Genomic DNA, 21,162 nt, shown 5'->3' on the forward strand with positions numbered 1-21,162 from the left:
TCGGGTGCATTCGCAAGTCTCCTCATGGAAGATCAAATCTTCTATGAGGGGAAGCCCTGCACCGGGGTAGCGAGGTATCCGTCGATCGAGGAGCACGGTGGTCGAGCAAGGCGGAAGCGCGGCCGAGCCGCGGCACGGTGACGACCTGATCGGCGCGCCGGCCACTGCCGCGTCCGGTGCGGCCGTCGTCATGCGCAGGAGCGATCGCCCCGTTTTCCGTGACCCGGAGACCGGCTTCGAGGCACATCGTGTCCGCGCCCCGGGGCCGACGGCCCTGGAAGCGGGGTGGACCGGCGCCAACTCGCCAGCCTGGCCGGAACGATGGTTCCGGATCGGCCGAAGGCACGGTCTTTCGGACAGTGGACGATCAAGCTCTTGATCTGTCGCCGGGTGGATCCCTACATTGCCGTGCAATGTGACACTGAACTGACCGAAGCGGCGTTCCTGGGGGACCGGTGCCGGACACTGCACAGCAAGTACCGCACCAGACCACCGAGAAGCTGCCCCGGGTGTTCTACCGGCTGGCCCTGGGTGACGCCCTGTCCAGCTACGGGAGCCAGCTCGACCTGGTGGCGCTCAGCCTGTTCGCGTACGAGGCGGCGGGCAACGCGCTCGGCACGGCCGGGTACCTGATCCTGCGGCTGACCGGTGGTTTCGCCGGCGGGCTGCTCGCCGGGCGGCTGGTGGCCCGGACCGACCGGCGACGGCTGATGACGGGCTGCGCGCTGGCCCAGGCGGTGGCGCTGGTCATGGTGGCCCTCGCCCCGGTCTCCGCGCGGATCCCGGTGCTCTACCCGCTGGCGCTGGTGTTCGGCGGCGCGGCCGCGGTGTGCGCTGTCGCGCTGCGCACCAGCATCCCGGAGATGGTCGGCTCCGAGCGCCGGGCCCGCGCCAACAGCCTGATGGCGAGCTGCCGTTCGGCCGCCATGGTGCTCGGCTTCGCCTCCGCCGGTGTGGTGGTCGCCTGGGCCGGGTTTAGGGCGGCGCTGCTCATCGACGCGGCCAGCTTCGTGGTGTTCGCCCTCGTGGTGGCCCGACTGCCGCTGCGCACCCGGCCCGAGGCGGTCGAGGAGCCCACGGGTGCCGCTGACCCGGGTGCCGCTGGCCCGGGTGCCGCTGAGGCCGTCGGAAAGACGAAACGATTCGGCAGTCGGTGGCAGGCCCTGGTCGTGCTCCGCGCCGCCCCCGTGGTGGGTGCGATGGCAGCGATCCGGCTGCTGGACGCCTTCGGCTCGGCCGCGCACAACATCGGCCTGCCGGTCTTCGCCAACCAGCACGACCCCGGCAACCCGGCCGCGCTGCTGGGCATGTTCTGGGCCACCTGGGCGGTCGGCAACCTCGGCGCCCAGCAACTGGTCTCCCGGCTCCTGCTGCGCCGGGGCATCGAACCGGGCGAGCGGGCCTTCGCGCTGGGCACCTGCCTGATGTCCGGCTGCTTCATCCTGGTCTTCACCGGGCTGCCGACCCCGCTGTTCCTGCTGGTGGCGATCGGCGCGGGGCTCGGCGACGGCTTCACCGAGATCTCGTACACCACCCGGATCCAGGCCCTCGCCGATGAACGGCGCGGTCAGGCCTTCGGGTTGCTCGCCTCCGCCGAGAACGTCGGCATGGGCACCGGGATGCTGCTGAGCGGATCGCTGCTGGCGCTGCTCAGCCCGCTGACCGTGGTCGGCGTCTCGCACGCCGTCCCGATCGTGCTGGCGCTGGGCTTCCTGGCCCACGTCACCTGGTCCCGGAAGGCCGGGTCCGGCAACCGCTGAAACGCCCGGCCCGCTCGACCGCGCAGCCCCGCGTGCCGCACCGCGCAGCCCCGCGCGCCGTACGGCACAGCCCCGCACCGCACCCGCAAGTACCGCGCCACCGGATCCGCCGACGCCCACAAGGCGGCAGGCCACCCCGATCCGCCCACCCTCCGCACCCCGGGGCCGCCGTACCCGTGCACGCCCCGCACCGATCCGAAAGGTGCCGTCGCTGATGAGCCCCACCGGTTCCGACCGCGCCCGGCTGCGTGCCCTGGAGGCCCGGCTGCTGCTGCGTCCCGAGGTCGCCGACTGCGCACTGCTGCCGGTCGAGCGCGCCGACGGTCGCCCCGGCCTGCTGGCCTACCTGGTGCCCGCCGTCGACACCGACCCGGCCGCACTGCGCCGCCGGGCCACCGCAGCCCTGTGGGAGGCCGACCCGGGCGCCGAGGTGCACCTCCTGGACGGCATCGTCCGCACCCCGGAGGGCGAGCCCGACCGCGTCGCCCTGGCCGCCGCCACGGTCCGGCCGCCGGCCGAGCCCGCTCCCGCCCTGCGCCACCTGCGTGAACTCACCGCGCACTGGCGGCCTTTCGGCGATCCCGGGACGGCCGCCGGCCCCGCCCCGGACAGCGCCACGGCCGCTCCCGAGGACGCCGCCTCCGAGGACTCCGTTCCCGAGGACGCCGCCTCCGAGGGGGAAGTCGCCGAGGACGTCGGGACCGAGGCGGTCGGCGTCCCGCTGCCCGAGCCGGCCCCGGACGCGCCCCGGACGCTGCCCGAGGCACTGCTGCGCGCCGCCGAGCAGCACCCCGAGCGCGGCCTGCACCTGGTCCGGGCCGGCGGCGGGGCGACCAGGCTGACCTACCGCCGACTGCTGGAGCGGGCCCGGCGGACCCTTGCCCTGCTGACCGCCGCGGGACTGCGGGCGGGGGACCGGGTGATCCTCCAAGTGCCGGAGCCGGAGGACTACTTCACCGCCCTGTGGGCCTGCCTGCTGGGCGGGGTGCAACCGGTCACGGTGGCCCGCCCACCGGCGTACGACCAGCCCGACCCCGTCCTGGAGAAGCTCTGGCACGCCTGGCAGACCCTGGAGGAGCCGCCGGTGCTCGCCGCCGGTCCGGCGGTGGCGGGTCTGGCGGGGCTCGGCGAGCTCTACCCGGCGCCCGGCCTGCGGGTCATCGCGGTCGACCGGCCCGCCGACGACGGCGCACCGCCCGTCAGTGCCGGCGCCGAGACAGCCCCCGCCGGCGCCGAGTACGCCCCCGACCCGGGTGATGTCGCGATCCTCCAGCTCTCCTCCGGCAGCACCGGTCGCTCCAAGGCCGTGCAGATCACCCACCGCGGCATCCTGGAGTACGTGGCCGGCGCGGTCGCCCAGGGCAGCACCCCCGAGGACGTCACCGTCAACTGGCTGCCGCTGGACCACGTGGCCGGGCTGCTGATGTTCCACCTGCGGGACGTGGTGCTGGCCGCCGACCAGGTGCAGGTGCCCACCGAGCTGGTCCTCGCCGACCCACTGGTCTGGTTGGACACGCTGGAGCGCTACCGGGGCGCGCACTCCTGGTCGCCCAACTTCGGCTACCGGCTGGTCGCCGAGGCGGTGCGGGCGGCCGGCCCCGACCGGCACTGGGACCTCTCCTCGGTCAAGTCCCTGATCAACGCGGGGGAGCAGTGCACCGAGGCGGTGCTGGATGAGTTCCTGGCCGCCACCGGGCCGTTCGGCGTCCGGGCCGACCATGTGCTGCTGGGCTGGGGCATGGCCGAGACCTGCACCGTCATCACCTACAAGCGCTACCACGAGGACGGCGCCCGCCGCCTGGTGCGCACCGACTCGCTGAGCGGCCGGCTGGTGCCCGCCGCCGCGGACTCCCCGGAGCGCGGCACCGCCTTCCTCAGCATGGGGCGGCCCGCGCCCGGCACCCGGATCCGGGTGGCCGGCGAGGACGGCCGGGCGCTGCCCGAGCACCGGGTGGGCCGGCTCCAGGTCAACTCCGGCCGGGTGACGCCCGGTTACCTGAACAACCCGGCCGCCGACCGCGAAGCCTTCGTCGGCGACGGCTGGTTCGACACCGGGGACCTCGCCTTCCTGGCCGACGGGGAGGTGGTGCTCACCGGCCGTCGAAAGGAGATCATCATCGTCAACGGGGTGCACCACTTCTGCCACGAACTGGAGGACGTGGTCGCCTCGGTGGCGGGGGTACGGTCCGGGCACGTCGCCGCCTTCGGGGTCCCGGACGAACGCACCGGCACCGAGCAGCTGGTGATCGCTTACGTGCCGAGCGACCCGGCGGCCCCCGCACCCCCGGTGGCCGCCGAGGTCCGCCGTCTGCTGGCAGCCCGCCGGCAGCCCGCCCCCGTCCTGGTGCTGCCGGTGCCGGCGGCCGAGTTCCCGCGCACCACCAGCGGCAAGATCCAGCGCACCGCGCTGCGCGGGCGCCTGCTCGATGGCGAACTCGACGAGCACATCGTGGCGCTCGACCTGGCCGAGGCCAACTCCCGGACCCTGCCGGACTGCGTGCGCCGGATCGTCTGGGAACCACGCCCGGCGCCGGAGGCCACCGCGGCCCCGACCGCCCCGACGGCCCCGACGGCCCCGACGGCCTCGACCTCCCTGGCCGCCCCGGCCGACGGGGGCCCGGTCGGGCCGACGCTGCTGCTCGGCCCGGCCGGACCCGGCACCCTGGTCGAGGCGCTGCGCACCGCCCTGCCGGGGGCCGTGGTGGTGGACCGGCCGCCGACCGCCGATCCCCAGCAGTGGCTGCGGGCACTCGGCGAGGAGCGCCCCGGACGGGTGCTGCACCTGTGGGGCGCGGTGGACGGGGGAGCAGCGGACAGGGAAGCGGCCGACGGGGGAGCAGCCGACGGGGGCGCGGTCGGCGGGGCAGCGGCCCGGCCCGATGAGGCCGCACCGCCGGACGAAGCACTGCTCGCCCTGCTGCGGGCCCTCGCCGACCGGCCGCCGTCCGGCGAGCTGGTCATCGTCAGCGCCGGACTGCATGCCGTACTCCCCGGCGAACTCCCGGACCCAGCAGCCGCGTTGACGGCGGCGCTGACCGCGGGAGCCAGAGCCGAGCAACTGGTCCCGGTGGCCAGGCACCTCGACCTGCCGACCGGCCTGCCGCCCGCCGAGCAGGCCGCCGCCCTGCTCGCCCTGCTGGCCGAGCCCCGCCCGGAGCCCGAGTGCGCCTGGCGCGAGGGCCGCCCGTGGGTGCCCCGGCTCGGAGTGGCCGAACCCGTCACCGAGGCCCAGGGCTGCTCGCTGCTCTCGCCCGGCGCCCGCTACCTGGTCACCGGCGGCCTCGGCGGGATCGCCGCCGAGCTGCTGCCCGGCCTGCTGCGCGACCACGGCGCCCGGCTGCTGCTGATCGGCCGCACCGACCTGGACGCGCCGACCGCCGAGGCGGCCGAACGCCGCGCCGCGCTGCACCGGCTGTCCAGCTACGGCGGCCGGGTCGACTACCGCCGCGCCGACGTGACGGACCGCGAGCAGCTGGCCGCGGTGGTCGCCGAGGCCGAACGGGACTGGCAGGCACCGCTGGACGGCGTGCTCCACCTGGCCGGCGCCTACCGGATCGCCCTGCTCTCCGGCACCGACCCGGACGGCTGGCGCGAGGCGGTGCGTGCCAAGACGACCGGCACGGACCACCTGATCGAGCTGGTCCGGCAGCGGCCCGGCGCCCAGTTCGTCGGCTTCTCCTCGATGGTCGGCTTCCAGGAGGCCGTCGGCTCCACCGCCTACGCCGCCGCCAACCGCTACCTGGAGAGCGCGGTCGAGCGGCTGCACCGGGAGACCGGCACCCCGGCCTGGACGATCTCCTGGGGCCTGTGGAGCCGGGTCGGCATGAACCGCGCCACCGACCACGAACAGGCCTCCGCCGCCCGGGGCATCGCCGTACTGAGCGCCGCGCACGGGCGTCGACTGGCGACCCTGCTGCTGGCCGGCCCCCCGGGCCGCTGGTACGCCGGGCCCGAGCCGAGCGCTCCCGCCGCGCGCCGCCACCTGCTGGCCACCGCACCCAGGCCCGTCCCCGAGGCGCCCGAGGGCCGGGCGATCGCGACTCCCGTCGAACCCGCAGCACCTGCGTCCGCCGCACCCGCACCCGCCGCCACCGAGCTGCGCCGGACCGTCCTGGACGCCTTCGAGGCCGTCCTCGACGCCCCGCTCGACCCGGCCCGCCCACTGGTCGAACTCGGCATCGGGTCACTGCAGTTGATGCGGGTGCACGGTGCACTGAGCGCAGCCCTGCCGACACCTCCTGCGCCCACCGAACTGTTCCGGCACCCCACCGTGGACGCCTTGATCGCCCACCTGTCCGAGGCACCCGCCGCCCCGACCGCATCCACTGCCCCGACCGCATCCACTGCCCCGACCGCACCCACTGCCCCGACCGCCCCGACCACCGCCACCGCGCCCGGCGGCCCCGAGGGCGCCGACCGCCGGGTGGCCATCGTCGGCCTGGCCCTGCGCTTCCCCGGCGCCGACACCCCCGAGCAGTACTGGCGCAACATCGTCGACGGGGTCACCAGCACCACCCGGTTCACCGAGGAGGAGCTGGCGGCGGCGGGCCTGCGCCCGGAGGAGTACCGGCACCCGGACTACGTCCCGGTCACCGGTGCACTGCCCGACACCGACCGGTTCGACGCCGAGGCCTTCGGCATCAGCGGCACCGAGGCCGCGCTGATGGACCCCCAGCAGCGCCTGCTGCTGGAGATCTGCCGCCAGGCCCTGGAGGACGGCGGCTACGACGCGCCCGACCCCCAGCGCCGGGTCGGGGTCTTCGCCGGCACCGGAATGACCCTGTACGCGCTGCGCACCTACTACCAGCACACGCTGGCCGCCACCGCCGACCCGGCCGAGCCGGTGCCCGCGTTGCAGACCGCGATCGGCAACCAGGCCGACTTCGCCGCCACCCGGGTCGCCTACCGGCTGGGCCTGACCGGCCCCGCGATCGGGGTGCAGACCGCCTGCTCCACCTCGCTGGTCGCGGTGCACCTGGCGGCGCAGTCGCTGCTGGCCGGCGACTGCGACCTGGCCCTGGCCGGGGCCGCCGCCCTGCACATCCCGCAGGCCGCCGGCTACCGCTACGAAGAGGGGTCGATCCTCGCCCCCGACGGTGTCTGCCGGGCCTTCGACGCGGCGGCCGGCGGCACGGTCGGCGGCAACGGCGTGGCGGCCGTGCTGCTCAAGCGCCTGGACCGGGCGCTGGCGGACGGCGACACCGTGCACGGCGTGGTCCTCGCCTCGGCCGTCAACAACGACGGCGGGCAGAAGGTCGGCTACACCGCGCCCAGCGTGGACGGGCAGGCGGCGGTGGTCGGCCGGGCCCTCGACCTGGCCGGGGTGCCGGCCGAGAGCGTCGGCTACCTCGAGGCGCACGGCACCGGCACCCCGCTGGGCGACCCGATCGAGTTCCGGGCGCTGGCCCAGGCCTTCCGCGCCCGCACCCAGGCCGCCGACTTCTGCTCGCTGGGCTCGGTGAAGCCCAACATCGGCCACCTGGACACCTGCGCCGGAATGGCCGGGCTGATCAAGGCCCTGCTGGTACTGCGGCACGGCACCATCCCGCCGCTGGTCAACTTCAGCCGTCCCAATCCCGCGCTGGAGCTGGCCGGCAGCCCGTTCCGGCTCTCCGCCGAGCGCCGCGACTGGCCGGCCGGTCCCACCCCGCGCCGGGCCGGGGTCAGCGCGCTGGGCGTCGGCGGCACCAACGCCCACCTGGTGTTGGAGCAGGCGCCCGCCCCGGCCCTACCCGGCGGCGCCGAGGGCCCCCGGCAGGCGCCGACCGTGCTGCCGCTGTCCGCCCGCACCGAGGAGGGCCTGACCGCCCTGGTCACCCTGCTCCGCGACCGCCTCGCCACCGGGCCCGCGCCCGCCCCCGGCGACCTGCCGCTCACCCTGGGCGGCGGGCGCCGCGCGCTGCGCCACCGCCTCGCCGTCACCGGCACCGGCCCCGACGAGTTGCGCCGAGGCCTGGAGGCCCACCTGGCGGGCCGCACCACCGGAGCCGTGCCGGTCCGCCGGGAGGCCCGGCGGACCGACGTCCAGCCGGTGCTGCTCTTCACCGGCCAGGGCGCCCAGCACCGGGGCATGGCCGCCGAACTCCACCGCGCCTTCCCGGTCTTCCGGGCCGTCCTGGAGGAGTGCGACCGGCTGCACCGCGAGGCCTGGGACGAACCGCTGCTGCCGCTGCTGCTCGACCCGGTGCCCCAGGGCGCCGACGACGCCTGGACCACCGAGGCGGCCCAGCCCGCGCTGTTCGCCCTGCAGGCGGCCCAGCTGCGGCTCTGGCAGGAGCTCGGGCTCCGTCCGGCCGCGGTCGCCGGACACAGCGCCGGTGAGTACGCGGCCTTCCACGCCGCGGGCGCGCTCGACCTCGCCGACGGGATGTTCCTCACCGCCCTGCGCGGTCGGCTGATGCAACGGGCGACCGCGCCCGGCGCCATGACGGCGGTGATGGTAGGCCCGCAGCGGCTCGCCGCACTCGCCGGCCGGCTGCCCGGGGTGGAGCCGGCCGTGGTCAACGGCGCCGGCCAGTGCGTGCTGGCAGGCCCGCCGGAGGCGATCGCGGCGGCGGAGACCGTCCTGGCCGCCGAGGGCGTGCCCACCGAACGCCTCGCCACCGACCGGGCGTTCCACTCCCGGTTGCTCGATCCGGTGCTCGACCCGCTCCGCGAACAGCTCGCCCGGCTGCGCCTGCGGCCGCTGACCGTACCGCTGGTGAGCAACCTGGGCGGCGAGGTGCTGGCCCCCGGCACCGTGCCCACGCCCGACTACTTCGTCCGGCAGACCAGGGAGACCGCGCGCTTCGACCTGGTGCTGGCCGCCCTGGACGAGCAGGGTCACGAGCTGTTCCTGGAGCTCGGCCCGCACCCGACGCTCACCGGCATGGGCCGCCGGGAGCTGCCGCACCACCACTTCGTGGCCGCCGCCCGGCGCGGCGCGCCCCAGGAGCCGCGGTTCGACGCCGCGGCCGCCGCGCTGTGGTCCCACGGCGTCCCGATCGACTGGGCGCGCTTCGCCGCCGCCCGGGACTGGCCGGACGGCCCGGCCCGCCGGGTGCCCCTGCCGACCACCGTCTTCCGACGCCGCCGCCACTGGTTCACCGCCCCCGACCGGCCGACCACCGAGGACCCCGCCATGCACCAGGCACCGCCGTCCCAGCAGAGCGCACCCGCCGCCCAGGCTCCCGTCGCGAGCCCCGAGCAGCTCGCCCAGGAGGCGGTGCTGCGCCGGGTGCTGGAACAGACGGCCCGGCAGCTGGGCCACGACGAGGGGGCGGTCGGCCCGGACGACCCCTTCTTCGACCTGGGCGCCGACTCGCTCGGGATGATCAACATGATCCGGGACCTGGAGCGCGCCTTCCGGGTGCGGATCTCGATGCGCGAACTCTTCGAGGAGTCGGACACCCCGGCCCGGCTCGCGGGGCTGATCGCCGGTCGGCTGGAGCCCGCCGTCCGGGACGCGCTGCTGCCGGCGGCTGAGCCGGAGCCGACCCCGGCCGCGGCGGCTGCGCCCGTCCCGGCTCCGGTCGCGGCCCCGGTCGTCGCCGCACCGGCACCGCAAGCAGCCTCGCCCGTCCTCCCCGCCTCGCCCGTCCTCCCCGCCTCGCCCGCCCTCCCCGCCTCGCCCGCCGTGCCTTCAACGCCCGCCCCGGTGGTTCCTCCGCTGCCGGCCGCGCCCGCCCCGGTGACGGACGGCACCGGCCTGATCGAGCGACAGCTCGCGCTGCTCGGCCAGTTCTCCGACCTGATGCGCGACCAGCTCGGCCTGCTGGCCGGGACCGGTACGGTGCCGTCCGCGCCCGTCCCGGCGGCGGCCCCCGTCGCCCTGCCGCCGTCCGCCGCCCCGGCCCCCGCGGTCGTCCCGGCCGTCCCCGTCCCCGAGCCCGCCACCCCGGCGGCCCCCGCACCATCGGCCCCGCAGGTGCACGGCCCCCGGGTGACCCTCTCCCGCGAGTCCGGCATGGCCGCCGGCGGCCTGACCGAGCGCCAGCGCGCCCACGTGGACGAACTGGTCGCCCGCTTCACCGCCCGCACCGCCGCCTCCAAGGCGGTCACCCGCCGCCACCGGCGCACCCTCGCGGACAGCCGCGCCGTGGTGGGCTTCCGCTCCTCGACCAAGGAGATGCTCTACCCGCTGGCGGCCCGCCGGGCCCGGGGTTCCCGGCTGGAGGACCTCGACGGCAACACCTACGTCGACATCACCATGGGCTTCGGCGTGCTGCTCTTCGGCCACGACCCGGAGTTCGTCTCCGAGGCCGTCCGCGAGCACTTGGCCGGCGGGCTGCGACTGGGCCCGCGCGGCCCGGAGACCGGCGAGGCCGCCGAGCTGCTGGCCGAGCTGACCGGCACCGAGCGGGTCGCCTTCGCCAACTCCGGCACCGAGGCGAACGCCGGGGCGATCCGGCTGGCCCGCGCCTTCACCGGCCGGGACAAGATCGTCATGTTCGAGGGCTCCTACCACGGCCACTTCGACCACACCCTGGGCCGGACGGTGGGCCACGGCGCCGACCGGGAGACCGTCCCGGTGTCGAGCGGCATCCCCGGCAGCGCGGTCGCCGACCTGGTGGTGCTGAAGTACGGCGATCCGCAGAGCCTCCAGGTCATCGAGGAACTCGGCGACCGGATCGCCGCCGTCCTGGTCGAGCCGGTGCAGAGCCGCCACCCGGGACGCCAGCCCGTCGAGTTCGTCCGCGCGCTGCGCGAACTGACCGCCCGCCGCGGCATCGTGCTGCTCTTCGACCAGATGCTCACCGGCTTCCGCCCCCACCTGCGCGGCGCCGAGGGCTTCTGGGGCGTCACCCCGGACCTCTCCACCTACGGCAAGGTGCTCGGCGGCGGCTACCCGATCGGCGCGATCGCCGGGCGCGCCGACCTCCTGGACGGCATCGACGGCGGCCACTGGGACTACGGGGACGACAGCTACCCGCCCCAGGACACCACCTTCTTCGGTGGCACCTACATCCAGCACCCGCTGGCGATGACCGCGGCCGGTGCCGTGCTGCGCCACCTCAAGGAGGCCGGCCCCGGCCTCCAGGAGCGGCTGAACGCCCGCACCGACGAACTGGCCGCGACCCTCAACGGCTTCTTCGAGGAGGAGGAGTTCCCGCTGCGGCTGGCCCACTTCGGCTCGCTGTTCCGGTTCGAGCCGAGGGCCGACGTGGAGCTGTTCTTCCCGGAGCTGCTGACCCGCGGGGTCTACGTCTGGGAGTGGCGCAACTTCTTCCTCTCCACCGCGCACACCGACGGCGACCTGGAGTTCGTGGCCGACGCCGTCCGGGACTCCCTGCGCGGCCTGCGGCGCGGCGGCTTCTTCCCGGCCTCGCCCGGGGTACGGCTCCCGGCCCCGCGCCCGGCGGCGGCCGCGCCGCCCGAACTCGTGGCGGAGGGCGACACCGGCACCGAGCCCGCCGCCACCTCGTACCAGCCGGTCCGCGATCCCCAGCGCCCGGTGGACTTCAGCCTCTACTTCTTCGGCGACTACCCCCTGGACTCCCCGGAGGACGAGAAGTACCGCATCGTCCTGGACAGCGCCCGATTCGCCGACCGGCACGACTTCCACGCCGTCTGGCTGCCGGAGCGCCACTTCCACTCCTTCGGCGGGATCTTCCCCAACCCCTCGGTGCTGGCCGCCGCGTTGGCCCGGGAGACCAGCAGGATCCGGCTCAACGCCGGCTGCGCGGTGCTGCCGCTGCACCACCCCGTCCGGGTGGCCGAGGAGTGGTCGGTGGTCGACAACCTCTCCGGCGGCCGGGTCGGCCTGGGCTGCGCCAGTGGCTGGCACCCCAACGACTTCCTGTTCTTCCCGGAGAACTACGGCGGCCACAAGGAACTGATGCACCGCCAGATCGACACGGTGCGGGCGCTCTGGCGCGGCGAGCCCTACCGCGGCCGCAACGGCAACGGGGAGCCGATCGAGGTGACCCTGCACCCGCGCCCGCTGCAGGAACAGCCGCCGATGTTCACCGCGATCGTCGGCAACCCGGACAGCTTCCGCGAGGCCGCCCGGCACGACCTCGGGGTCATCACCAACCTGATGACCCAGGACGTGGCCCAGCTCGCCGAGAACGTCGCCCTCTACCGGCGCACCCGGGCCGAACACGGCCTGGACCCGGAAGCCGGCCGGGTGGTCGTGCTGGTCCACACCTACCTGGGCACCGACCTCGACGCCGCCCGCGCCCAGGCCTACCGCCCGTTCTGCCACTACCTGCGCTCCTCGCTCTCGCTGTTCGGGCAGATGGCCAACAGCCTCGGCCTGACCCTGGACTTCGAGAACACCCGCGAGGAGGACCTGGAGTTCGTGCTGGAGCGCGCCTACGAGCGCTACTGCGCCTCGCGCGCCCTGATCGGCACCCCGGAGAGCGTGCGGTCGGTGCTCGCCGAGCTACGGGCGGCCGGCGCGGACGAGATCGCCTGCTTCGTCGACTTCGGCCTCGCCCCCGACCTGGTGGCGGCCGGCCTGCCGCAGCTGGACGCGCTGCGCCGCGCCACCGGTCGCGGCGCCCCGCTGTCCTACGCCCAGCAGCGGATGTGGTTCCTGCACCGGATGCTGCCCGACGCCGCGCAGTACAACGAGGTCAAGGCCGTCGAACTGGACGGCCCGCTGGACCGGGAGGCACTGGACGCCGCGCTGCGCGCGCTGGTGGAACGGCACGTCGGGCTGCGCACCGTGTTCCGGGAGCAGGACGGCGAACCGTTCCAGCAGGTGCTCCCGGCGCCGGAGGGCCCGCTGCTGGAGCGGATCCCGGTGGGCGCGGTGGAGGCGGTGGGCGAGGCCGGTGCGGCGGGCGCCGCTGACGGCTCGGCACCGGGGGCGGTGGCCGCGCTGGTGGCCGCCGAGGGCGTCCACCGCTTCGATCTGGCCGAGGGCCCGCTGTTCCGCGCCCGGCTGCTGGAGACCGGGCCCGAACGGCACGTCCTGGTGCTCTCGATGCACCACATCGTGATCGACACCCTGTCCACCGTGGTGATCACCCGGGAGCTGGGGGAGCTCTACCGGGCCGCCCGGGAGCAGCGGCCGCACCGGCTGCCGGCGCTCACCACCACCCCGGCCGCCGAGGCCGCCCGGGAGCGGGCCGCGGTGGCCGCCGGGGCGTACGAGGAAAGCCTCGGTTACTGGCGCAAGGTGCTCGGCGGCGGCCTGCCGGTGCTGGCCCTGCCCACCGACCGGCCCCGCCCCGCGGTGCCGGACGGCCGCGGCCGCGCCCACGTCCGCCACCTGCCCGCCGAACTCTCCGCAGGCGTAAGGGACTTGGCCCGCAGTCGGCGCTCGACCCTGTTCATGGTGCTGCTCACCGCCTTCGCCGGGGTGCTCCAGCGCTACGGCGGCCAGGACGAGGTGGTGCTGGGCACCCCGCTGGCCAACCGGGCGGAGGGCACGGAGGACCTCGTCGGCTTCTTCGTCAACACCCTGGCGCTGCGACTGGACCTCTCCGGGGAGCCGGAGTTCGCCGAGGCGCTGGACCGGGTCCGCTCCACCGCGCTGGACGCCTACGAGCACCAGCAACTGCCCTTCGAGGTCCTGGTGCAGGAGCTGAACCCGCAGCGGGACACCAGCCGCAACCCGCTCTTCCAGGTCCTGGTCGAGTTCGAGAACCACGCGGTCTTCGAGCTGGACCTGCCCGGGGTGACGGCCCGTCCGCTGGACCACGTGGTCGACCGCTCCGCCTTCGACCTGTCGCTGTTCCTCACCAACCTGCCGGACGGCATCCGCTGCCAGGTCGAGTACGCCGAGACCCTGTTCGACCGGGCCACGGTGGACCGGCTGTTCGACGCCTTCGAGCGGCTGCTCGCCGCCGCCGTCGCCGACCCGGCCCGACCGCTCGCCGAGCTGACCGCCGCCCCGGCCGACCCCGCCCTGGAGTGCGGGCCCGAGGCGGAGCCGGCGCCCGCGCACCCGCTGGCCAGGGTGGCCGCCACGGCGGCCGCCCAGCCGGACGCCGTCGCCGTGGTCGCGCCCGACGGCACCTCGACCGACTACCGGACGGTGGTCGCCCGGGCCGAGGAACTCGCCCGCCGACTGCTGGCCGCCGGGGTGCGCGAGGGCAGCCGGGTGGGCGTACTGCTGCCGCGCTCGGTGGACCAGGTGGCCGCGCTGCTGGCGGTGCTGCGGCTGGGCGCCGTCCTGGTGCCGATCGACCCGGTGCAGGGCGCGGAGCGCTGCCGGCTGATCGCCGCGGACGCCGCACCGACCGTGCTGCTCACCGCCCCGGGCGCCGACCTGATGGGCATCACCCTGCCGACCGTCCACACCGGTGCCGGGGCGGGCACCGAGGCCGTCGAACTGCCGCTGCTGCCCGTCCCCTCGGCGCAGTCCGGTGCCTACCTGCTGTACACCTCCGGCTCCACCGGCCGGCCCAAGGGGGTGCTGATGCACACCCTCGGCCTGGCCTCCTTCCTGGCCTGGAACGTCGCCGGCCACCAGGCCGCCCGCACCCTCCAGTACGCCTCCTGCGGGTTCGACGTCAGCGTCCAGGAGGTGCTGACCACCCTGTCCGGCGGCGGCACCCTGCTGCTGATCGAGGAGGAGACCCGCTACGACATCACCGCGCTGGCCGCCGTGGTCCGCGCCACCCGGGCCGAGCGGCTGCACCTGCCGTACACCCCGCTGGCCGCGCTGGTCGAGGCACTGGGCGACCAACCGGTGCCCCACCTGCGCGAACTCATCCAGGGCGGCGAGCAGTTGCTGCTCACCCCGGCACTGAGGGCCTTCCTGGCCCGCAACCCCGGCTGCCGGCTGGTGAACCACTACGGCCCCACCGAGACCCACGGGGTCACGGCCGGCGAGGTCGACCCGGGCGGACCGGACCACGCGGCGATCGGCCGTCCGGCGCCGGGCAACCGGATCGTGCTGCTGGACACCGCCGGGCGCCCGACCCCGGTCGGGGCGGTCGGTGAGATCCATGTGCTCGGCGTCCAGGTCGGGCTCGGCTACCACGGTCGGCCGGAGGAGACCGCCGCCGTGTTCACCGACACCCCGGAGGGCCGCCGCTACCGCACCGGCGACCTCGGCCGGTGGCGGCCGGACGGCACCCTGGAGTACCTGGGCCGGGCCGACCGCCAGGTCAAGGTGCGGGGCTACCGGGTCGAACCGGGCGAGGTCGAGACGGTGCTGCGGACCGTGCCCGGGGTGCGCGGCGCGGCGGTGACGGCGCGCCGCACCCAGGCGGGCACCACGCTGGCCGGGTACGTGCAGTGCGCGGCCGCCGACCTGCCCCGGGTCCGCGACCGTCTGGCCGACCTGCTGCCCGAGCACATGGTGCCGGGGCTCTGGGCCGCCGTCCCGGCGCTGCCGTTCACCGTGAACGGCAAGCTCGACGCCGACGCCCTGCCGGAACCGCTGCCGCTGGGCGCCGGCCTGGCCGCCGTCGCCCCGGCCACCGAGCTGGAGCGCACCGTGCAACGGCTGTGGGAGGAGGAACTCGGCGGCCCGGCGGGCGTGGAGACCTCCTTCTTCGACCTCGGCGGCCACTCGCTGGCCGCCACCCGGCTGCTGAACCGGGTCCGCGAGGCGACCGGGCTGCGGATCGGCGTACTGGACTTCTTCCGCCGCCCCACCATCCGGGCGATGGCCGCCCACCGCCCGGCGACCGAGCACCGCCCGGCCCCCGCCTACGAGGAGGGCACCCTGTGACCGCCGCCGCACCCGTCACCCCGGCCACCCCCTCGCCCGGTACCCCGGCCACCGGCTCGTCCGTCACCCCGGCCACCGGCTCGTCCGCCGCCGGGACGGACTGGGACCGGCTGGTCAGGCTGCTCGACCAACGCGACATCGTGCTGCGCACCACCGGCGACCGGCTCGGCTACCTGGCCCCGCCCGGCGCGCTGGACGAGGAGGTGGCCGGGCTGGTCCGGGCACACCGGGAGCGGCTGCTGGCCGTCCTGACCGACTCCGGTACGGCGCTCGCCGCCGCGCCGGCCGGGCTGGCCCAACGCCGCCTGTACCGGACGCACGGCCGCTCCGCGGACCCGGCGGTGTGGAACATCAGCCAGCGCGTCACCCTGCGCGGGCCGCTGGACCCCGAGCGGCTGGCCGCCGCGCTGACGGCGCTGACCGACCGCCACGAGAGCCTGCGGACCCGCTACCGGGACACCGACCTGGGCCTGCTCCAGCAGGTGCTGCCGAACACCCCGGTGGCACTGCCGGTCGACGACCTGCGGGCGCTCGCCCCCGCCGCCCGGGACGCGGCCCTCGCCGAGGCCACCCGGGCGGAGGGCGCGACGGCCTTCGACCTGGCCGGGGCCCGGCTGCTGCGCGCCCGGCTGCTGCGATCGGCTGACGACGCCTGGACGCTGCTGCTGACGCTCCACCACATCGTCGTCGACGGCTGGTCGCTGGCCACCCTGCTGGCCGACCTGGGCGCTCTCTACCGCGCCGACGGCAAGCCGCTGCCGGACCCGGGCCGGATGACCGACCACGCCTGCTGGGAGCGGACGGTGGTCACCCCGGCCGCCGTCGCCGAGGCCCTCGACCACTGGACCGAGACCCTGGGCGGCGCCCCGCTGACCGTCGACCTGCCCACCGCCCGCCCGCGCCCCGAGCAGCGCTCCGGGCGCGGCGGCACGGTCGACCTGCGCGTCCCGGCGGCCCTGGCCGAGGCGGTTCGCCGGTACGCCGCCGGGCGCTCCACCACCGCCTCGGCCGTCTTCCTCGCCGGCTACGCCCGGCTACTGGGGGAGCTGACCGGGGCGGCGGAGACCGTGGTGGTGCTCTCGCACGCCAACCGCACCCGGCCGGTCGACGAGCAGGTCGTCGGCCTGCTCACGTTCGGCTTGCCGATCCGGCTGCCCACCCGCCGCCCGGGCGGGTTCGGGGCGCTGGTGGACGCGGCCGCGCAGGCGATCGCCACCGCCCTCGACCACGCCACGGTGCCCTTCGGCCAGCTGGTCGAGGGGCTGCGCGAGCGCGGCGTGCAGCTGCCGGACTCGTACCCGCAGGTCCTGCTCACCGTGCAGAGCACCCCGACCATCGCCCTCGACCTCCCCGGCCTCACCGCCGAGATCGAGGACGTACCGGGCCCCTCCAACCGCTCCGACCTGCTCCTGCTGCTCGCCCCGGACCGGGACGGCTACGCGGGCCTGGCCGAGTACGACGCCGACCTCTTCGACCCCGGGACGGTGTGCTCCTGGCTGGAGACCCTGGTGGCGGGGCTAGCCCGGGACCTGACGGACTGACCGTCCGCGGTCCTCGGGCCCCGCCTGCACGGGATGACGCGGCGTTGGCCCCGTGGGCCGGAGAGGGCCGTGCGAGAGACGGGCTTCGCCTCACCAGCCGGCACGGGCTACGGCCACCAGCTGAGCCCCGGCCCGTCCTACTGACCGGCGGCGGGTGACGGGCTCGGGTTCCGCCCGAGCCCGTCGGCGCCCGTCACCGCCCGGTCGCCGTGCGGGAGGCGCCGGGCACCGGGCTCAGCCGTTCGCGCGGATCGTCGCGCGGATCCAGTCGGCGTAGGCGGGGGCGCTGCTGTAGAGGCCGGGGCCGGAGGAGCAGGGGACGTGTCCACCGACGCCGGGGCCGGAGGTGACGCCGATGAGCTCGTAGCGCCCGCCCCGGCCGCGCTGGATCTGTGGCCCACCGGAGTCGCCGAAGCAGGCCATCGCCCGGGGGACCCGGCTGACGGTGCACAGCCGGGTGGGCCCCGCGTAGCCGGGGTCGCACTCGGATTCGGCCGCCCGGCGGGTGTCGAGCTGCTGAAGGTGGTCGGGGAACTTCAGGCCGCCGAGGTCGTTGGTGTCGGTGACGGTGCCGAAGCCGAGCAGCCGGGTCGGGGTACCCGGGACGCCGGGCCGTTCGGCGATGGGGACGGGTCGTTCCGTGACCGGGCGGTCCAGGTGGATCAGTGCGACGTCGTTCAGGTTGGGTCCGGTACCGCCTCCCTGCCGGTAGTCGGGGTGGGTGAAGGTGCCGGCGATCCCGCGGACGGTGCCGCCGGACTTGCGCTCGTCGCTTCCGATGCGGACGATGCCCGCGGGCTTGACCAGGTTCGGGTCGACGCAGTGGGCCGCCGTCAGCACCCACTGGCGGTCGATCAGGGAGGCGCCGCAGACACCGTCGTCCAGGCCCGGGGCCGACACCGGGACGGAGGCCATGAACGGGTAGCGCTGGGTGGCGTCCGTCCCGTTGACGATCGCCCCGGCGCTGCCGGCCGTCGCCACTGCGCACCCGACGGCGACCGCGGCCACGGTCGCGACGCGGGCCGCGCGGCGCTTCATGAACTTCCCGCTGAGCATCAGGGATTCTCCTTCGGAGGTGGGATTTCCTTCTGTCTTCAGCCTTCCTTTTCAAGATCCACAGAGCCATCCGGCCAACCGGACCATGGATGGTGGGGATTACCCCCGGTCCTGGGGGCCAGCCGGGCCGCGGCTGCCCCGAGCGGGGGTACCGGCCTACCCGTCCGGCGCAGCACGGCGCGCGGGGCGGGCGGGCGACTGCGATCTTCGGAGGGGCCCGGCAGTGACCGACTGCCGGGCCCCGTCGTTCCGAGACCGTGGAGGCCCGGATGTGGCAGGCTCCCCCCGCCCCCGTCAGCCGTGAGTGGCTTCCGGTGCTGGACATGCCGGCGGCCGGCGAGCAGAACCGCTGGACGGTGCTGCTGCGCCTCCTGTTGCTGGTCCCGCAGTTCGTGGTGGTGTGGGTGCTGTCACTGGTGGCGTTCGTCGTCACCGTGATCGGCTGGTTCGGCGCGCTGGTCCTCGGCCGGCTGCCGGCGTTCGTGGCGGACTACCTGACCGCGTTCGTCCCGTACGCGACCAGGGTCAACGCCTATCTGATGCTCACCGTGGACCGCTACCCGCCGTTCCGGTTCCGGGCCCCCGAGTACCCGGTGCAGGTGGATCTGCGACCGGGCGAACTGAACCGGCTGGCCGTGCTGTTCCGCATCGTCCTGGTGATCCCGGCGTCGATCGTGGAGGGTCTGGTGCACGCGGGCTGGTGGATGGTCTCGCTCATCAGCTGGCTGGTGGTGCTGGTCCTCGGCCGGATGCCGCAGCCGCTGTACGAGGCGACGACGGCGATCCTGCGCTACCAGCTGCGGTACACCGCCTACCTGATGATGCTCACGTCCGCCTACCCCAAGCGGCTGTTCGGCGAGGAGCCGGGCAGCGAGCCCGAGCGGGTGTCGGCCACCCGCCCGCTGGTGCTGAGCGGTGGTGGGCGCGGCCTGGTGGTCCTGTTCCTGCTCCTCGGGCTGGTCTCCTGGGCGACGGGCTCCGTCACCGCCTCGGTGAACGGCGACGAGGACGGCGACGACGACGGCACGAATCCGAGTCGGCACGTCATCGCGCCGCTGGTGCCGGGCCCGGTCGAACGGGGCGCCGCCCGGTCCGACCGGCCATGACGGGTGCTCCTCCGGATCGTCCTGGGGAGATCCGTCCAGTGAGCGGGTGGCGGGACCGGGGGTGGCCGGCGACCCCCGGTCTCACCCTAAGGTTCACCGTTAGGCTCAGGCCCGGGGCATGCCCCGGGGCATGCCCTAGGGAGGCGTGATCTCCCCCATCAGGTCCCAGCCCTCGCGGTCCGGGAGGTCGACGCTGATGATCCTCGGCTTGGCGGCGACCGCGCCGGCCAGCGTCTCCATCGCCTGCCGGAAGTGCGCCGACTCGACGTGGGCCCGGCCGGCCTCGCCGTCCCGGAAGCCCTCCACCAGCACGTACTCGTCCGGGTCGTCGACGCTGCGGGACCAGTCGAAGAACAGGTTGCCCGGCTCGGCGCGGGTGGCCTCGGTGAAGTCGCGGACGATGTCCAGCCACTGGGCGCTGTGCTCGGGGCGGACGGGGAACTTCGCGGTGATGAAGATCATGGAGGTCTCTCGGTTCGGTGGAACGGTCGAGTCCCCACCCTGCCCGAGCGCCGCCCGCCGCGCGAAACGGAAGCCGCCGCCATTCCCCCGTGCCGGAAAGCGCCGCCCCCACCGGGCCACCCACCGGGCCCGCTACCCGTCCCCGCCCGTTGCGACGACCTGCTCCGCGTCGGCGACGTGCCGGCTGACACCCTGTGCGAACGTCGCCAGGTCGTCCGGGTGCGCCGCGATGTACTGCCGGTCGTAGGCGGACTGGACGGCCACCGCGATCCCCATGAAGCCGGTGGACCGCTTGCAGGCGTCATCGGCGGTCGCGGTGGCGATCTCGGCCGGACTGTGGGTGACGGAGGTTCCGCTGCTCCGCGCGGAGTCGCGCCAGCGCGGGTCCAGGTAGGCGTCGGCCGGGGTGGCGTAGGCGAACCCGTGCTCCTTCATGCAGCCGCTCCACCGCCGGTCGGCCGCCACGACGCGGGGGTCGGTCAGGGGTTCCTTCGGCCCGCCGTCGGGGAGGGCCGAAGGGTCGGAGTGCAGGAACCTCGATCCGCCGACGGCGTCCAGGCCCTCCTGCAGGCAGCCGCCCTCGGGGACCGGCTTGCCCTGGTACTCGGTGATCGGCGCGCCGGTCGCGTCCCGCCCGGTGAGGGCCTGCCGGGTGGCGGCGGAGGCGGGCTGCCCGGTCCCGGGGGCCACGACGGCGTCGTAACCGGTGGTCGCGACGCGCTCGGGCGCGAAGTACCCGTAGAGCTGGGAGCGGACGTCCCGGTCGTCGGCGCCCTCGGTCCGGGCCGGGTCCGGTCCGGGAGGCTCCGAGATGCCCAGCCGGCGCAGACAGCGGGCACTCGTGAGGTAGGCGGCCCGGGCCACGGTGCGGGACTGTGCCGCGGTGGGGAGGTAGGCGTCGATCGGACGCACCACCTGGCCGACGCCGGTGACGGTGGGGATCTCGCCCAGCTGCGGGGGTTCCGGGCGGGTGCCTGACGCGCCGCAGCCCGCGAGGGCCGCCAGCAGGGCGATCGTCAGGGCCGACGTGGTCGAGCGTTTCATGTCCGTCCTTCGGGAGCGGGCACGGCGGAGCGGCACCCGCCACGGGCGACCGTGGTCGGTGGCGGGTGCCGCACTCACGTGCCGGTACGGCCGGGGATCACGTCCAGTTCGGGTTGTCGATCTCCAGTGCGTAGGTGATCACGCCGCCGAGGTAGCCGGTGGACTGCCCGGGCTTCAGGCTGACTACGCCGCTGGAGTTGTAGAACTGGGCCCAGTTCCACTGCGTCGACTCGTAGGTGACGTGGTCGATCTCGCCGATCCCGAAGAGGCTGCTGACGTTCTTGTAGCCGATGGAGCCTGCGGCGCAGTAGTTGCCGTTGCCACTGGTGTTGACCGTGAGCCCGTACGTCGGGCAGCCCACCCCGTCGATGGCGTTCGCCGGGGCCGCCACGGCCACGCCGGCCAGGGCGAGGCCGGCGGTGGCGGTGAGGGTGAGGAGCTTCCTGCCGATCTGCATGAGGATCCCTTCGATCGAGGTGTCGAGCTGTCGAGGCATCGGGTTGTCGAGGCATCGAGCTGTCCCGGTTCCCCCGGGGCCGGGGGTACCGGGGTACCGCCCCCCCCGGACCCCGCCCCCA

Annotated in this window: 8 protein-coding genes; 4 read left to right on the forward strand and 4 right to left on the reverse strand. The window is 75.3% G+C overall.

The genetic code is table 11. The features are described 5' to 3' along the window. The first annotated feature begins 455 nt into the window (after positions 1-455). From ACFWIS_RS32905 to ACFWIS_RS32915, 3 genes are all read left to right on the forward strand, one after another. Positions 456-1,760, forward strand: a complete 1,305-nt coding sequence (locus ACFWIS_RS32905; protein WP_380462163.1) for an MFS transporter — start codon at positions 456-458, stop codon at positions 1,758-1,760. Positions 1,761-1,974: 214 nt separating this feature from the next. Continuing rightward, positions 1,975-15,375: a MupA/Atu3671 family FMN-dependent luciferase-like monooxygenase gene (locus ACFWIS_RS32910; RefSeq protein ID WP_380462164.1), complete on the forward strand. Its 13,401-nt coding sequence runs from the start codon at positions 1,975-1,977 to the stop codon at positions 15,373-15,375. Next, positions 15,372-16,916, forward strand: a complete 1,545-nt coding sequence (locus ACFWIS_RS32915; RefSeq protein WP_380462165.1) for a condensation domain-containing protein — start codon at positions 15,372-15,374, stop codon at positions 16,914-16,916. Before ACFWIS_RS32910 ends, ACFWIS_RS32915 begins: the two co-directional genes overlap by 4 nt. Before the next feature lie 234 nt (positions 16,917-17,150). On the opposite strand, the gene ACFWIS_RS32920 is transcribed toward ACFWIS_RS32915, so the two are convergent. Then, the gene (locus ACFWIS_RS32920) at positions 17,151-17,972 is read right to left on the reverse strand and encodes a S1 family peptidase (protein WP_380462166.1); all 822 of its coding nucleotides are present in this window, start codon (positions 17,970-17,972) and stop codon (positions 17,151-17,153) included. A 269-nt stretch (positions 17,973-18,241) separates the two neighbouring features. On the opposite strand from ACFWIS_RS32920, the gene ACFWIS_RS32925 reads away from it, so the two are divergent. Further along, positions 18,242-19,078, forward strand: coding sequence for a DUF4389 domain-containing protein (locus ACFWIS_RS32925; protein ID WP_380462167.1), 837 nt, complete (start codon positions 18,242-18,244; stop codon positions 19,076-19,078). 135 nt (positions 19,079-19,213) lie between these two features. Here the strand turns inward: ACFWIS_RS32925 and ACFWIS_RS32930 are convergent, their stop codons facing one another. From ACFWIS_RS32930 to ACFWIS_RS32940, 3 genes are all read right to left on the reverse strand, one after another. Beyond that, positions 19,214-19,540 carry a putative quinol monooxygenase gene (locus ACFWIS_RS32930; RefSeq protein ID WP_380462168.1) on the reverse strand — a complete coding sequence of 109 codons (327 nt, stop codon included), beginning with the start codon at positions 19,538-19,540 and terminating at the stop codon, positions 19,214-19,216. A 132-nt stretch (positions 19,541-19,672) separates the two neighbouring features. Next, complete coding sequence (locus tag ACFWIS_RS32935; protein ID WP_380462169.1) at positions 19,673-20,584, reverse strand: hypothetical protein; 912 nt, start codon at positions 20,582-20,584, stop codon at positions 19,673-19,675. A gap of 97 nt (positions 20,585-20,681) precedes the next feature. After that, entirely contained in the window at positions 20,682-21,041 is a 360-nt protein-coding gene (locus tag ACFWIS_RS32940; protein WP_380524169.1) for a hypothetical protein, read from the reverse strand. Between the last annotated feature and the right edge of the window lie 121 nt (positions 21,042-21,162).

The sequence above is a fragment of the Kitasatospora sp. NPDC127060 genome (assembly GCF_042724935.1).
In the GTDB taxonomy this organism is placed as follows: Bacteria; Actinomycetota; Actinomycetes; order Streptomycetales; family Streptomycetaceae; genus Kitasatospora.

Bases quoted from the DNA above. Each gene is read 5' to 3' on its own strand.
- ACFWIS_RS32910 (WP_380462164.1), top strand. From the start codon at position 1,975: ATGAGCCCCACCGGTTCCGACCGCGCCCGGCTGCGTGCCCTGGAGGCC.
- ACFWIS_RS32920 (WP_380462166.1), bottom strand. From the start codon at position 17,972: ATGCTCAGCGGGAAGTTCATGAAGCGCCGCGCGGCCCGCGTCGCGACC.
- ACFWIS_RS32925 (WP_380462167.1), top strand. From the start codon at position 18,242: ATGTGGCAGGCTCCCCCCGCCCCCGTCAGCCGTGAGTGGCTTCCGGTG.
- ACFWIS_RS32930 (WP_380462168.1), bottom strand. From the start codon at position 19,540: ATGATCTTCATCACCGCGAAGTTCCCCGTCCGCCCCGAGCACAGCGCC.
- ACFWIS_RS32935 (WP_380462169.1), bottom strand. From the start codon at position 20,584: ATGAAACGCTCGACCACGTCGGCCCTGACGATCGCCCTGCTGGCGGCC.
- ACFWIS_RS32940 (WP_380524169.1), bottom strand. From the start codon at position 21,041: ATGCAGATCGGCAGGAAGCTCCTCACCCTCACCGCCACCGCCGGCCTC.